We start from the raw sequence: 14,034 nt of genomic DNA, 5'->3' as shown, positions 1-14,034 counted from the left end.
TGGGAACAAGCGCACGAATTCGCCTCAACTCGGTGCGCCGCGGGCGAGCTTAGTCCGACGGGATCATCGCCGTGTCATATTCGGCAACCGCCTGAAACCGGGCGGACACCTCCAGTAATGTCGTCCCCATTTACACGCTGTGTTTATATTCGAACACGTCGAGTAACTACGAATGGGTATACGAAAACAGTTCACCGGGACGGGTGAACATGGGGGTGGGCAGACCTCAGGGGCGCGCGGTCGGGAGCTGGCGCCGTGAGGGCGCGTTCTCAGGAACTGCCGCCTTGAGGGCGCACTCTCGGAAGCTGAAGCCCCGAGCGCGCCTCCTCCTCAGAGACTCCCGCCCGAACGCACCCTCGCCGAGGCCGCCGCCCCAACGGCGCCTCCGCAAGGGCCGCCGTCGCAAGGCGCCTTCTCCACAGCCGACAGCCGTCGGACAGCGGTGTGGGGCCGCGCGAGCAACCCGCACAGCCCCACACCACGACCGACGACCGACGACCGACGCGGCCGGGGGTGTCACCCCACCGACGAGTAGGCGACGACTCCCCGCAGCAGTTGTTCGACCGCCTTGCGGGCGGCCTTCGCCACCGACGGCCCCTCGCCGGAGGCGGGCGCCGCGGCGGAGATCTGGCCCAGCACGTCGATGACCTGCTTGCACCAGCGCACGAAGTCCCCGGCAGGCATCTCCGCCTCCCGCAGCACCTCGTCGAGCCCCTTCCCCGAGGCCCACATGTACGCGGCCCAGGCGAAGCCGAGGTCGGGCTCGCGCTGCCCGACGCCCTCCGTCTGGCTGATCCGGAACTCCTCCTCCAGGGCGTCCAGCCGCCCCCAGATCCGGACCATCTCGCCGAGCGCCGCCTTCGCCTTGCCCGAGGGCAGCTTCGGCGCCATCGCGTCGTCGCCGGCGCGGGCCTCGTACACCAGCGCCGAGGCGCAGGCCGCGAGTTCGGCCGGAGCCAGCCCTTCCCAGACACCGGCCCGCAGGCACTCGCTGGCCAGCAGGTCCAGCTCGCCGTACAGGCGGGCCAGCCGCTTGCCGTGCTCCGTCACCTCGTCGGCGCGCAGGTAGTCCAGCTCGGTCAGCAGTGCCACGATCCGGTCGAAGGTCCGCGCGATGGTGTTGGTGCGCCCCTCGATGCGCCGCTCCAGCTGCGAGGTGTCGCGCAGCAGCCGGTGGTAGCGCTCGGCCCAGCGGGCGTGGTCCTCGCGCTCCGCACAGCCGTGGCACGGGTGCGCGCGGATCGCGGTGCGCAGACGGGCGATCTCCCGGTCGTCGGCGGCCTGGGAGCGCTTGTTGCGGGCGCGCTCCGGCGGGATGTGCCCGGCCTTGCTGCGCAGGGCGGAGGCGAGGTCCCGGCGGGACTGCGGCGAGCGGGGATTGAACGTCTTCGGGATCCGCATCCGCTCCAGCGCCTCGACCGGCACCGGGAAGTCGATCGAGGCGAGCCGCTTGACCTGCCGCTCTGCGGTCAGCACGAGCGGGCGCGGCCCGTCGTGGTGGTCGAAGCCGCGGTGGCCGTTGGCGCGCCCGGCGGGCAGACCGGGGTCGAGCACCAGGGCCAGCCCGGCGTACTTGCCGGTCGGCACGTGGATGACGTCACCCGGCTTCAGCTTCTCCAGTGCCACCGCCGCCTCGGCCCGCCGCTGGGCCGCGCCCTGCTTGGCCAGCTCCGTCTCGCGGTCCTTCAGCTCGCGACGCAGCCGCGCGTACTCCTCGAAGTCGCCGAGGTGGCAGGTCATGGAGGCCTTGTAGCCCTCGAGCCCCTCCTCGTTGCGCTGCACCTGCCGGGAGATCCCGACGACCGAGCGGTCGGCCTGGAACTGCGCGAACGACGTCTCCAGCAGCTCGCGCGAGCGGTGCCGTCCGAACTGCTCGACGAGGTTGACCGCCATGTTGTACGAGGGCTTGAAGCTGGAGCGCAGCGGATACGTCCGCGTGCCCGCGAGACCCGCCAGGTGGTCGGGGTTCATGCCGCGCTGCCACAGCACGACGGCGTGCCCCTCGACGTCGATGCCGCGCCGCCCGGCGCGCCCGGTGAGCTGGGTGTACTCGCCGGGGGTGATGTCGGCGTGTTGTTCGCCGTTCCACTTGACGAGCTTCTCCAGCACCACCGAGCGGGCGGGCATGTTGATGCCCAGCGCGAGGGTCTCGGTCGCGAAGACGGCCTTGACCAGGCCACGCACGAACAGCTCTTCGACGACCTCCTTGAAGGTCGGCAGCATGCCCGCGTGGTGGGCGGCGATGCCCCGCTCCAGGCCCTCCAGCCACTCGTAGTACCCGAGGACGTGCAGGTCCTCGGTCGGGATCGAGGCGGTGCGCTCCTCCACGAGGGCCCGGACCCGGGCCCGCGCCTCGTCGTCGTTGAGCCGCAGCCCGGCGTACAGGCACTGCTGGACGGCGGCCTCGCAGGCGGCGCGGCTGAAGATGAAGGTGATGGCGGGCAGCAGGCCCTCGGCGTCGAGTCGCTCGATCACCTCGGGGCGGCCCGGCGTCCACACCCGGGAGCGCTGGCGGCGCTCGCGCTCGCGGTCGGCCTCGCGCAGCCGCCCGCGCCGGCGGTCCTGGTACGACGGCCGGCTCGCCTCCATGCGGGCCAGCCGGGCGAGGTCGGGGTTGACCGCTCTGCGGTGTCCCTCGCCCTCCTCGAAGAGGTCGTACATCCGCCGCCCGGCGAGCACGTGCTGGAACAGCGGCACGGGCCGGTGCTCGGAGACGATCACCTCGGTGTCGCCGCGGACGGTGTCGAGCCAGTCGCCGAACTCCTCGGCGTTGGACACGGTCGCGGAGAGCGAGACGAGGGTGACCGACTCGGGGAGGTGGATGATCACCTCCTCCCACACGGCACCGCGGAAGCGGTCCGAGAGGTAGTGCACCTCGTCCATCACCACGTAGCCGAGGCCGAGGAGGGTCTGGGAACCGGCGTACAGCATGTTCCGCAGCACCTCGGTGGTCATCACGACCACCGGGGCGTCGGAGTTGACGCTGTTGTCGCCGGTGAGCAGACCGACCTTGTCGGCGCCGTAGCGACGGCACAGGTCGGAGTACTTCTGGTTCGACAGCGCCTTGATGGGTGTCGTGTAGAAGCACTTCTTGCCCTGCTGGAGGGCGAGGTGGACGGCGAACTCGCCGACGATCGTCTTGCCCGAGCCGGTGGGTGCGGCCACCAGGACGCCCTTGCCCGCCTCGAGTGCCTGACAGGCCTCGATCTGGAAGGGATCGAGGCCGAAGTCGTACATCTCGCGGAAGGAGGCGAGTGCGGTGGCCTGCTCGACTGCGCGCCTGCGCGCAGCCGCGTACCGCTCGGCCGGTGAGAGGTCCTCTGTCATCGTGCTTTCGAGCGTACCGGGCCCCACTGACAACAGGACGATCATTATCCGGATCGGATGCCGTTAAACCCGAGATAAACGCAGCTCACGGCCCCACGACCCGGACCGCCCCGGGCACGCAGCGCGCGGTCAGCGGCAGCGGCCCCAGCCGCTCCCCGTCGGCGTACCCCGTGATGCCCTCCGCGGCGATCTCCACCTTGGCCGCGCGGTGCACGGTGACCTTGGGGTGCTCGACGTGGGTCCCGCGGTACACCCGCGGGAACACCCGCAGCAGCGTCGCCCGCCCGCAGTCCCCGACGACGGTGACGTCGAACAGCCCGTCGGTGAGGTCCGCGCCGGGACAGATCCGCATGCCACCTCCGTACGACGACCCGTTGCCGACGGCGACGAGGGTCGCCTCGGTCTCGCGCACGGCGCCGTCGTCGAGCGTGATCCGGTAGGGGAACGGGCGGAAGGCGGCGAGTTCGGCGATCATCGCGAGGTCGTACTTGACACGTCCGGCGGGCCGTCTCATGCGGTTGCCGCGGTCGTTGACCCGGGAGTCGAAGCCGGAGGCGAGGACGGTGCCGAACCAGCGGCCGCCGGCCCGTCCGAGGTCGACGTCGCGGATCCTGGCCGTCCTGAGGGCGTCGGCGATCAGCCGACCCGCGGCGGCCGGGTCGCGCACGGGCAGCCCGAGGGCGCGGGCGAAGTCGTTGCCGGTGCCCACGGCGACCAGGCCCAGCGGCGTGCGGGTGCCGGCGACGGCCTGGAGCGCGAGGTGGACCAGCCCGTCGCCGCCGACGGCGATCAGCGCGCCGGTGCCCTCCGCGACGGCCGCACGCGCGCGGGCGAGGGCGTCCTCGGCGTCCTCGCCGAGGACGGTGCGCACCGAGTAGCCGGCCGCCCGCAACGCCGAAGCGGCCGGCAGCGCCGCGTGGGCGCCCCGGCCGCGGCCCGCGGTGGGGTTGACGAAGAGGGTGATCTCGCTGGTCACGCAGTGACCCTACGAGTCCCGGCGCGGTCCTCAGGTCACGTCGTCATAACCGTTGACCCGCTCCGTGGTCGACTGCTCCGGCAGCGCGCGGCTGGCGGTCACCGTCTCGATCTCGCCGATGTCCTCGGGGTTGAGGTCCAGCTCGGAGGCCTCGTCGTCGGCGGGGCCGAGGGCCTCGCGCCGGCTCCTGCGGCGGTCGTTCAGCAGGGAGAAGGCGACGGCGCCGAAGTACATGATCCAGATCGGCCCGGCGAGCGCCAGCATCGAGATGGGGTCGGTGCTCGGCGTGGCCACGGCGGCGAAGACCGTGATGCCGATGATCATGCCGCGCCACCAGTTGGCCATACGTTTGCCGGTGATGACCCCGGTGAGGTTGAGCATGACCAGCAGCAGGGGCAGCTCGAAGGAGAGACCGAAGACCACGACCATGCGTGTGACGAGCTGCAGCAGGTCGTCCAGGGGCAGCAGGTTGTCGACGCCGGTCGGGGTGAAGTCCATGAGCACCTTGGCGGTGGTGGGCAGCACCCGGTAGGCGAAGTAGCCGCCGCCGAGGAAGAGCGGGACGCCGGTGCCGACGAAGGCGTAGGCGTACTTGCGCTCGTGCTTGTGCAGGCCGGGCGCGACGAAGGCCCACAGCTGGTAGAGCCAGACCGGCGAGGCGAACACGACACCGGCCATCAGGGACACCTGGAGGGCCAGGGTGAAGGGGGCGAGGAGGCCGTTGATCGTGATGCGAGCGCACTGCTGCGACTTGTCGCTCGCGTTGGCCAGTTCTTCGAAGGTCTTCGCGCAGCCGACCGAGTCGAGGATCGGCTGGGTGAGGAAGTTGATGATGTCGTTGTAGAAGAAGGCGGCGACGACCGTCACGAGGACGATGGCGAGCAGCGCCTTCGCGAGCCGGTTGCGAAGCTCACGAAGGTGCTCCGCGAGGGGCATCCGCCCCTCGGGATCCTTCTCCTGTTGGCGGGCAGACTTCAGCAACCCACGTTCCCATCTCGTGCGGCGGGCCGGAGGTCACCGGCCCTGCGTCAGCGCTTGGTCGTGTCCGTCGGTTCGGTGACCGGTCGGGAGCTGGTCACGTCACCGGGGGCGGCCTGGATGGTGCGCTGCGCCGGGGGCTGCTCGCCGTTGTTGGGCGGGCCGGCCGGGGTCGCGGAGTTGCTGCCCTCTTCCTTCATCGCCTTGGCCTCGCTCTTGAGGATGCGCGCGGACTTGCCGAGCGAGCGGGCCATGTCCGGAAGCTTCTTCGCGCCGAACAGCAGGATGATGACGACGAGGATGAGAATGATCTCGGGGGCGCCGAGCCTTCCGAACATAAGTCTTTACCTTCTCACCGAGGCGGCTGGGTGGGTGCTGTCCGACCGGTCGGACATGTGTCCGAACGATCGGGTTGGCAGCGATCGTAACGCTCAGGGGTAAACGCGAGGCAATCCCCTTGCGTACTCCCGGTCAGCGATCCGAGCCTCGTATTCCGGACCGCGACCAGCAGCGTACCTGCCGGACACGCCGGGGCGGGAGGGCGAAGTGGCCCAAAACGCATTCCGTACCGGACTCACAGGACGGCGACGGCGGGACTCACAGGGTGTCGACGGCGCGGGCGGCGCTCAGGGACGCCCGCTCCAGGTCCTCGGCGGCCCTGTTGATACGACGCGTGGACTCCGCCACCTGGCGCCCCAGGCGCTGCGCCTCCAGGAACACCCGGACGGCGAGCACCGCGAGAACGGCGAGACCCACAAAACCCACGGCTACCGCGAACATCGGCCAGAACATGAAGCGAGCCTAGACCCACCTACGACGTCGAATGCAGCCGCAGGGTGCGCACGCCACCGCCCGTGAGCAGTTCGACGATCCGCTCCCCGGCCGGCTTGCGCACGGCCGCGCCGCAGTCGGGGCAGGTGAAGGAGTAGAACGTGGTGCTGCTGGAGGCGCCGATGGCCAGCCGCAGGGCGCTCGCGGCGAGTTCGAACCGGCCCCGGCAGTCGGGGCACCCGGCCCGGAACATCACCGGAGCCACATTCCTCATCCCCGCGAACGCGGCGGCCACGGAGATGCCCCGCCCCCCTGGGGGCCCCGGCTCCGTCACGTCCCCGCTCCCGCCCGTCGAACCGCCCCTGCGCCCCACGGCGTCGGCCGCGCCCCGGTTCACACCGCGCCCCGCACGTCGACCGGGCCGCTGACGGGACCGCCGGCGATCCCCGACTCGGGTGCGCCGGCGCCCGGCGCCTCCCGCGCCTCGACCCCGTCGTACGCGGCCAGCGCCTCGCGGGCCGCACTGCGGGCGCTGGCGGCGAGGACCTCGGGGGCGACGATCCGGCCGTCGCGGCCGAGGCGGAGCGCCAGACGGCGCAGGGAGGCCGGGTCGGGGGTGCGCAGGGTGATGCGCAGGCCGCCGTCGGGCAGTTCCTCGGCGGTGTCGTGGGGGTAGTACTCGGCGACCCAGCGGCCGCCCGGCCCGACCTCGACGACGACCTCGGGGTCCTCGGCGGCCGGCTGCACCAGGCCCTCCGAGAGGTCCCGCAGCTCGATCTCGGGCGGCGCGGACGGCTCGTCCAGGATGCGGATCTCGGCGACCCGGTCGAGGCGGAAGGTGCGGCGCGCCTCCGAGCGGCGGCACCACGCCTCGACGTAGGTGTGTCCGACGCTGACGAGGCGGATGGGGTCGATCTCGCGCTCGGTGACCTCGTCACGGGCGGGCGAGTAGTAGCGGATCCACAGACGGCGCCGCTCGGAGATCGCCCGGTCCACGTCGGCGAAGACACCGCCCTCGGACTCGAAGGTCACCGAGAGCCGGGAGCTGGCGCCGGCCGCCTCGCCGGCCGCGGCCTCCACCTTGGCGGTGGCGCGCAGCAGCGCCTGCCGGTCGCCCTCGCGCAGGCCGGGCAGGGTCGCCACCGCGCGGGCGGCGACCAGCAGCGCGGTCGCCTCGTCGGCGGCCAGCCGCAGCGGCTCGGCGGCGTCCGCGCCGAGCGCGGCCGGGTTGTGCCACCAGATGCGCTCGCCGTCGGTGTCGATGTCGAGGAGGTCGCCGCCGCGGAAGCTGGTGCCGCACATGGGCAGCACGTCGAGGTCGGAGACCAGTTCGTCCTCGGTGATCCCGAAGGCGCGCGCCACGTCCTCGATGCGCGCCCCGGGTCGCTCCCGCAGATAGGTCACCAGGGAGAGCATCCGGCGGGTCTGGTCGATCGCGTTCGCCGGCCTGACCGGTTTGCCTGCCACTGTGTTGCTCGCTCCCCCTCAGCCCTTGGCCACGGCACGCAGCCGGTCGACCACGTCGGCCCGCAGCTCGGCGGGTTCCAGGACCACCACGTCCGGCCCGAACTCCACCAGCCACGCGTCCAGCCCGTGCCCGTACGGAATCTCCAACTCGTCCCAGCCGTCGCCGAGTTCCCGCACGGCCGTGGCCTTCGCCCGCAGGGGGTACCCGGCGCCCGAGCGCAGTCGGATCAGCGCGCTGCGGTCGGCGGTCTCCCCCGCCCAGCTCGCGACGGTCTCCCGGACGGTGACGACGTCGGGGACGGGCGCGGTGAAGCTCGCCCCCCGCGAGCGGACCCGGCCGGTGATCCGGGACAGCCGGAACACCCGCTCGGCGCCCCGGTCGCGGTCCCAGCCCGCGAGGTACCAGTGGCCGCGCCAGCATTCCAGCGCCCACGGCTCGACGTGCCGGGGCTCGGGGCGGGCGGCGGTGGCCTTGCGGTACTCGAAGACCACCGGACGGCGGTCGCGGCAGGCCAGCATCAACGGCTCGAAGGCGGCCTCGTGCACCGGGATGCGCGGCTCCAGCGCGCCGTGCGCCTCGTAGGGGTCGACGTCCTCGGGCAGTCCGGCCGCGCGCAGTTTCTGCAGGGCGCCGCTGGCCGCGCCGGCGAGCCGGGCCTGCTGCCAGACCTTGGCGGCCAGCCCCAGCGCGGCGGCCTCCTCGGCGTCGAGGGTGATGGGCGGGAGGCGGTTGCTGTCGCGGCGGGCGAGGTAGCCGACCTCGCCGTCCAGGCTCTCCACGGTCTCGATGACCAGGCCGAGCTCACGCAGGTCGTCCTTGTCCCGCTCGAACATGCGGTTGAAGGAGTCGTCGGATGCCGCCCCGCCGTTCCCCGGCCTGAAGGCCTCGACGTAGGCCTCGATGGAGTCGCGCAGTTCGCGCTTGCTGAGCGGCCGCCGCGTCCCGAGCAGACACAGCGCCAGGTTCATCAGCCGCTCGGCCTTGGCAATGGCCATCGACGCCCTTCGCCTCCTCATGATGCTTAGACGGATGACCGTACCGCTCCGCGGTGCCCCGGCAAAAGCCGAGGGCCCACGCCCGGACAGGCATGGACCCCAGGTGATCGGCTCCGGTCGGATCCCGCTCGGACCTCGAGCGGGTTTCAGACCCCGAGCAGGTCCACGACGAAGATCAGCGTCTCGCCGGGCTTGATCGCCGGGGTGGGGCTCTGGTTGCCGTAGGCGAGGTGGGCCGGGATGGTCAGCTGGCGACGGCCGCCGACCTTCATGCCCTGCACGCCCTGGTCCCAGCCCTTGATGACGCGGCCGCCGCCCAGCGGGAAGCGGAACGGGGTGCCGCGGTTCCAGCTGGCGTCGAACTCCTCACCGGTGCTGAAGGCGACGCCGACGTAATGGACGGTGACGGTCTGGCCGGCCTGGGCCACCTCGCCGTCGCCCTCCCAGATGTCCTTGATCTCGAGGTCCGCCGGGGGCTCGCCGCCCGGGAAGTCGATCTCGGGCTTGTCGATGCTCACGTCTGTAGCTCCTGCTAGTTCTCGATAGGGCAACGTGCACAGTCTTGCACCTCGGGCGGGGTCACACCGCCGCGAGGATGTCCACCGAGAAGACCATCGTGGAGTCCTTCCCGATCCCGCTGCCACTCGGCGGGTTGTCGCCGTACCCCAGCTCCGGCGGGACGACGATGACGACGCGGCTGCCCACCTTCTTGCCGGTCAGCCCCTGCGCCCAGCCCTTGACCACCTGCTGGAGCGAGAACGACGCGGGTGCGCTGCGGGTGTAGGAGGAGTCGAACTCCTTGCCGGTGTCCCAGACGACGCCCTTGTACTGCACGACCAGGCTCGCGTCCGCCGCGACCTCCTCGCCGTCCCCCTCGATGACGTAGTTCGCCACGAGCTCCTTCGGCGGGTCGGCCTTGGGGATCTCGAGGGAGGGCGCCTTGCCGTCGGTGTTGGTGCCGACCTTCGGCAGCGCCGCGTCCTCCTGCGGGACGTCCTTGCCCTTGGCGGAGCTCTTGCCGCTGAAGGTGCCCTGGAGGTCCACCACGAACACCAGCGTGTCGGTGCCCTTGATGCCGGCCTGCGGCTGGCCCTTGGAGCCGTAACCCCAGGTCGGGGGGACGGCGAGCTCGACGCGGCTGCCGACCTTCTTGCCCGTGAGGCCGTAACGCCAGCCGTCGATGATGCCGCCCGGGGCCAACTGGATGAACAGCGGCGTCTTGCGGTCGTAGGAGTTGTCGAAGACCTTCGCCGTGTCCCAGACCTGACCGAGGTAGTGGGCCCAGATGTAGTCGTTCTCCGCGACGGTCTGACCGCTGCCCGCGATGAGCGTGCGGACCGCGAGCTGGTCGGAGGGGGTGCCGCTGCCCCTGGCGACGGTCGGCTTCTCACCGAACCCGGTACCCGCCGTGACGGCCGGCAACGGACCGTCGACGATCTTGGGCGCGGGGGCCGCGGAGGTGGGCGAGGCGGAGGGCGACGCATTGCCGTCGGCGGCGCTCGAGGAGTCGGACTTGTCGTCCCCGCATCCGGCGAGTGTGACCAGGCCTGCGGGAACGGCGGCGAGAAGAAGTGAGCGTCGGCGCACGGTGGGGGCCTCGTAATCGGTCGATCTTGTGGATGGCGTGCGCGCAACTCTACGGCGTGACAGGGGCGCCGTACGGGAAACGTACGGCGCCCGTGTTGCGTTCCGACGACGTGGCCGGAATCGCATGGCTCACATGCCGGCGATGAGCTTCTCCACCCGGTCGTCCACCGAACGGAACGGGTCCTTGCACAACACGGTGCGCTGTGCCTGGTCGTTGAGCTTGAGGTGGACCCAGTCGACCGTGAAGTCGCGGCGCTGCTCCTGGGCCCGCCGGATGAAGTCGCCGCGCAGGCGCGCCCGAGTGGTCTGCGGGGGGACCGACTTGCCCTCGAAGATCTTCAAGTCGTTGCAGATCCGGGTGGCTTGGCCCTTCTTCTCCAGCAGGTAGTACAGGCCACGACGGCGGTGGATGTCGTGGTAGGCGAGGTCTATCTGCGCCACGCGCGGGTGCGACATGGTCATGTTGTGCTTGGCCCGGTAGCGCTCGATGAGCTTGTACTTCATCACCCAGTCGATCTCGGTGCCGATGCGGTCGAGGTCCTCGGTCTCGATCGCGTCCAGCGTGCGGCCCCACAGCTCCAGGACCTGCTCGACGGTGCCGGTGCGGATGCCCCGGCGCTCGCAGAAGTCCACGGCCTTCTCGTAGTACTCGCGCTGCACCTCGAGGGCGGAGGCCTCACGGCCGCTGGCCAGGCGCACCTTGCGCCGGCCGGTGATGTCGTGGCTGACCTCGCGGATCGCCCGGATCGGGTTCTCCAGGGTGAGGTCGCGCATCACCGTGCCCGCCTCGATCATGCGCAGCACCAGGTCGGTGGCGCCGACCTTGAGCAGCATGGTCGTCTCGGACATGTTCGAGTCGCCCACGATGACGTGCAGCCGGCGGTAGCGCTCGGCGTCGGCGTGCGGTTCGTCGCGGGTGTTGATGATGGGCCGTGAGCGGGTGGTCGCCGAGGAGACGCCCTCCCAGATGTGCTCGGCCCGCTGGCTGACGCAGTAGACGGCCCCGCGGGGCGTCTGGAGCACCTTTCCGGCGCCGCACAGCAGCTGCCGGGTCACCAGGAAGGGAATGAGGATGTCCGCGAGCCGGGAGAACTCCCCGTGCCGGGCCACCAGGTAGTTCTCGTGGCAACCGTAGGAGTTGCCCGCCGAGTCGGTGTTGTTCTTGAAGAGGTAGACGTCGCCCGCGATTCCTTCCTCGTGCAGGCGTCGTTCCGCGTCCACCAGGAGTCCTTCGAGAATGCGCTCGCCGGCCTTGTCGTGGGTGACCAGTTCGGTCACGTTGTCACATTCGGGTGTCGCGTATTCCGGATGCGATCCCACGTCGAGATACAGGCGGGCGCCGTTCCGCAGAAAGACATTGCTGCTTCGGCCCCATGACACGACACGGCGGAAGAGGTAGCGCGCCACCTCGTCAGGCGACAGGCGGCGCTGTCCCCTGAACGTGCACGTGACGCCGTACTCGTTCTCCAGCCCGAAAATGCGGCGGTCCATGAGTGAACATTACGCCCGATCCCCTGAACTGAAACGGGGTTCGGCGGCACGGTTCGGATCATTTTCCGATGAAGAAGCAACCACCGCACTCGCGGCGGGAACTGCGAGTACCCGCCCCGTGGCCAGCAGAACCAGCAGGGACACGGCCCCCGCGACACCGGGTACGGCGAAGCCCCACAGGGCGCCACCCGCCTCGACGACCGGTCCCGCCACGCCGGTGCCGAGCGAGTGACCCACGGTGAAGGTGGTCACCAGCCAGGAGAACGCCTCGGTGACCGTGCCGCGCGGCGCGTGCCGGTCGACGATGACGAAGGCGCAGGCGATGGCGGGGGCGAGGAACACACCGGCGAGCACGGTGAGCGCCACCATGGCGACCGCGCCCGGCATCAGCATCAGCGGCAGATAACACACCGCCAGGAGGGCCACGAGGGCACGCAGTCGCCGCTCCGGCGCGCCGGGCCAGGTCCGCGCCCCGTACACCACGCCGCCGAGCAGCGCGCCCAGGCCCAGCGCGGCCATCAGCCAGCCGTACACGACGTCGCCGCCGTGGTCGTCCGCGTACGGCACGGAGGCGACCGTGATGGAGCCGAGGGCGATGCCGACGAACAGGAAGGCGGCCAGCAGGGCGAGCAGCCCGGCTGAGCGCAGGGCGCCCAGCCAGTGGGCCTCGCGCGGGGCGGAGCGCCACGCGCGCGCGGGGGGCGACAGCACCACGGACAGGGCGCCGAGGACGCCGACGGCGTTCACGACGAGCAGCGCGGCCTGCGCGGACCACAGCGACACGCACAGGGTCACCAGCAGCGGACCGACGGTGAACATCACCTCCTGGGCCACCGCGTCCATGGCGTACGCCGTGTGCACCTGGTCCTCGCGGCGCAGCACCGAGGGCCACAGGGCCCGCAGGCCGCCCTCCAGGGGTGGTGTGAACAGCCCGGCGGCCCCGACGGCGAGGTACGCCAGAGGCAGCGGGCCGGTGCCGGCGAGGGCGAAGACCGCCATGGCGAGGGCCGAGGCGAGCGCGGCGGGCAGCTGCACCCGCGGCTGCCCGCGCAGGTCCACGAGGCGTCCGAGCACCGGCTGGCCGACGGCGTTGGCGACGCCGTAGACGGCCGCCAGGGCCCCCGCGAGGCTGTAGGTGCCGCCCTCGGCGCGCACGAACAGCAGGATCGCGATGGCGGCCGTGGCGTTGGGCAGCCGGCCCACGAGCGTGCCCGTCAGCAGGCGCGCCGCGTGCCTCGCCCTGAGGATCTCCAGGTATCCCGCGGCCAATGTCCCGCCTCCGTCGGCTCGCCCGAGGCGGTGCGCCCGGGGCGCCACGCTCGGGTTTTACGTATAACGTGTCTTGTCATACGTACCATGTGCGCTGTTCGCCAGTCCAGAGCGCACGCGTCAGACGAAGGAGCAGGCCCCCGGTGGGACGAGCCAGTACGCGCCCGACGAGCCGTGACGTCGCCCGGGCGGCGGGTGTGTCGCAGGCGGCGGTCTCGCTCGTCCTCGGGGACAAGTGGCGCGGCCGGGTCTCCGAGGCCACGGCGGAGCGGGTCCGCGAGGCCGCCCGGGAGCTCGGCTACCGGCCCAACCTCGCCGCCCGCAACCTGCGGCTCGGCCGCACCCGCACGGTGCTGCTGGTCGTCCCGGCGCTGACCACCGAGTTCTTCGCCGGCGTCTACACCGGCGCGGCCCGGGTCGCCGCCGAGCACGGCTTCGGCGTCGTCCTCTACCCCTCCCCCGAGGGGGTCGGGCCCGCCCGCGACCCGTTCGCCTCCGCGCCGGCCGCGCTGGACGGCGTCCTGGCCTCGTCCATGGCCGCCGACGCCCTGACCGCGATCCGCGGCGACCAGCTGCCGCTGGTCATGCTGGACAGCGACCCCGCCGGCAGTCTGGGGGCGGCCACGGTCAACCTGGACATCGCCGACGGCGCCCGCCGGATCGCCGACCACCTGCTGGGCCTCGGCCACCGGCGTTTCCTGCACCTGGCGGCCGACGTGCCGTCCTGGACGTTCGAGGTCCGCGCGCGGGAGCTGGAAGCACGGGTGGGCGCGGTGCCCGGGGCGTGGGTGCGCACCGCCCGCACCCCGATGACCATCGAGGGCGCCCTGGCCGCCACGGAGGCCGCCCTGGCCGCCCCGGGCCCCCTGCCCACCGCCGTGGTCTGCGACGACGACAAACTGGCGGCCGGCGTGTACAAGGCACTGCGCCGGCGCGGGCTGCGCGTCCCCGACGACGTCTCGGTCACCGGTGTCGACGACATCGCCCTGGCCAGCGCCCTCGACCCGGAGCTGACCACCGTCCGGCTGGACGCCGAGCTGTTCGGGGAGCGGGGCATGCGGGCCCTGCTGGACGTCCTGGAGGGCCGTGAGAGCCCGGCCGGGGACATTCCGGTCGAGTTGGTCGTACGGGGCTCCACGGCGGCACCTGGGGCCTCGTGAGACGCCTGTGCC

The 14,034-nt window shown here is 71.7% G+C and carries 13 protein-coding genes; 1 reads left to right on the top strand and 12 read right to left on the bottom strand.

Annotated elements, in window-relative coordinates; all coding sequences use genetic code 11:
- Positions 1–516: 516 nt before the first annotated feature.
- From ACZ4YY_RS24590 to ACZ4YY_RS24535, 12 genes are all read right to left on the bottom strand, one after another.
- Positions 517–3,372: a DEAD/DEAH box helicase gene (locus ACZ4YY_RS24590; protein WP_468294013.1), complete on the bottom strand. Its 2,856-nt coding sequence runs from the start codon at positions 3,370–3,372 to the stop codon at positions 517–519.
- Positions 3,373–3,412: 40 nt separating this feature from the next.
- Positions 3,413–4,303 carry a diacylglycerol kinase gene (locus tag ACZ4YY_RS24585; RefSeq protein WP_468294010.1) on the bottom strand — a complete coding sequence of 297 codons (891 nt, stop codon included), beginning with the start codon at positions 4,301–4,303 and terminating at the stop codon, positions 3,413–3,415.
- Between the two features lie 30 nt (positions 4,304–4,333).
- Positions 4,334–5,284 (bottom strand): twin-arginine translocase subunit TatC, encoded by a 951-nt coding sequence (tatC, locus tag ACZ4YY_RS24580; protein WP_468294007.1) that lies wholly within the window; start codon positions 5,282–5,284, stop codon positions 4,334–4,336.
- A gap of 47 nt (positions 5,285–5,331) precedes the next feature.
- Positions 5,332–5,619, bottom strand: a complete 288-nt coding sequence (gene tatA / locus ACZ4YY_RS24575) for a Sec-independent protein translocase subunit TatA (protein WP_468294004.1) — start codon at positions 5,617–5,619, stop codon at positions 5,332–5,334.
- A gap of 259 nt (positions 5,620–5,878) precedes the next feature.
- Positions 5,879–6,073 carry a hypothetical protein gene (locus tag ACZ4YY_RS24570; RefSeq protein WP_468294001.1) on the bottom strand — a complete coding sequence of 65 codons (195 nt, stop codon included), beginning with the start codon at positions 6,071–6,073 and terminating at the stop codon, positions 5,879–5,881.
- A 19-nt stretch (positions 6,074–6,092) separates the two neighbouring features.
- Positions 6,093–6,326: a hypothetical protein gene (locus ACZ4YY_RS24565; RefSeq protein ID WP_468293998.1), complete on the bottom strand. Its 234-nt coding sequence runs from the start codon at positions 6,324–6,326 to the stop codon at positions 6,093–6,095.
- Between the two features lie 119 nt (positions 6,327–6,445).
- The gene (locus ACZ4YY_RS24560; protein ID WP_468293995.1) at positions 6,446–7,519 is read right to left on the bottom strand and encodes a helix-turn-helix transcriptional regulator; all 1,074 of its coding nucleotides are present in this window, start codon (positions 7,517–7,519) and stop codon (positions 6,446–6,448) included.
- 18 nt (positions 7,520–7,537) lie between these two features.
- Positions 7,538–8,515 carry a helix-turn-helix transcriptional regulator gene (locus tag ACZ4YY_RS24555; RefSeq protein WP_468293992.1) on the bottom strand — a complete coding sequence of 326 codons (978 nt, stop codon included), beginning with the start codon at positions 8,513–8,515 and terminating at the stop codon, positions 7,538–7,540.
- 146 nt (positions 8,516–8,661) lie between these two features.
- On the bottom strand, positions 8,662–9,033 hold the full coding sequence (locus ACZ4YY_RS24550; protein WP_030835713.1) for an FKBP-type peptidyl-prolyl cis-trans isomerase: 372 nt from the start codon (positions 9,031–9,033) through the stop codon (positions 8,662–8,664).
- 61 nt (positions 9,034–9,094) lie between these two features.
- Positions 9,095–10,102 carry an FKBP-type peptidyl-prolyl cis-trans isomerase gene (locus ACZ4YY_RS24545; RefSeq protein ID WP_468293990.1) on the bottom strand — a complete coding sequence of 336 codons (1,008 nt, stop codon included), beginning with the start codon at positions 10,100–10,102 and terminating at the stop codon, positions 9,095–9,097.
- A gap of 129 nt (positions 10,103–10,231) precedes the next feature.
- The gene (pafA, locus tag ACZ4YY_RS24540; RefSeq protein WP_055622880.1) at positions 10,232–11,593 is read right to left on the bottom strand and encodes a Pup--protein ligase; all 1,362 of its coding nucleotides are present in this window, start codon (positions 11,591–11,593) and stop codon (positions 10,232–10,234) included.
- 9 nt (positions 11,594–11,602) lie between these two features.
- Positions 11,603–12,862, bottom strand: a complete 1,260-nt coding sequence (locus tag ACZ4YY_RS24535) for an MFS transporter (RefSeq protein WP_468293987.1) — start codon at positions 12,860–12,862, stop codon at positions 11,603–11,605.
- 143 nt (positions 12,863–13,005) lie between these two features.
- Here ACZ4YY_RS24535 and ACZ4YY_RS24530 point away from each other — a divergent pair, with 143 nt between their 5' ends.
- Positions 13,006–14,022, top strand: a complete 1,017-nt coding sequence (locus ACZ4YY_RS24530) for a LacI family DNA-binding transcriptional regulator (protein WP_468293984.1) — start codon at positions 13,006–13,008, stop codon at positions 14,020–14,022.
- Positions 14,023–14,034 lie beyond the last annotated feature (12 nt).

The organism is Streptomyces sp. NPDC030143 (assembly GCF_055573695.1).
The sequence above is the reverse complement of the archived record's forward strand: the minus strand, read 5'-3'. Positions and strand labels throughout refer to the sequence as shown.

Excerpts from the sequence above, each read along its gene's own strand:
- ACZ4YY_RS24555 (WP_468293992.1), bottom strand. The coding sequence starts at position 8,515 with ATGGCCATTGCCAAGGCCGAGCGGCTGATGAACCTGGCGCTGTGTCTG.
- pafA (WP_055622880.1), bottom strand. The coding sequence starts at position 11,593 with ATGGACCGCCGCATTTTCGGGCTGGAGAACGAGTACGGCGTCACGTGC.
- tatA (WP_468294004.1), bottom strand. The coding sequence starts at position 5,619 with ATGTTCGGAAGGCTCGGCGCCCCCGAGATCATTCTCATCCTCGTCGTC.
- ACZ4YY_RS24590 (WP_468294013.1), bottom strand. The coding sequence starts at position 3,372 with ATGATCGTCCTGTTGTCAGTGGGGCCCGGTACGCTCGAAAGCACGATG.
- ACZ4YY_RS24565 (WP_468293998.1), bottom strand. The coding sequence starts at position 6,326 with ATGAGGAATGTGGCTCCGGTGATGTTCCGGGCCGGGTGCCCCGACTGC.
- ACZ4YY_RS24570 (WP_468294001.1), bottom strand. The coding sequence starts at position 6,073 with ATGTTCTGGCCGATGTTCGCGGTAGCCGTGGGTTTTGTGGGTCTCGCC.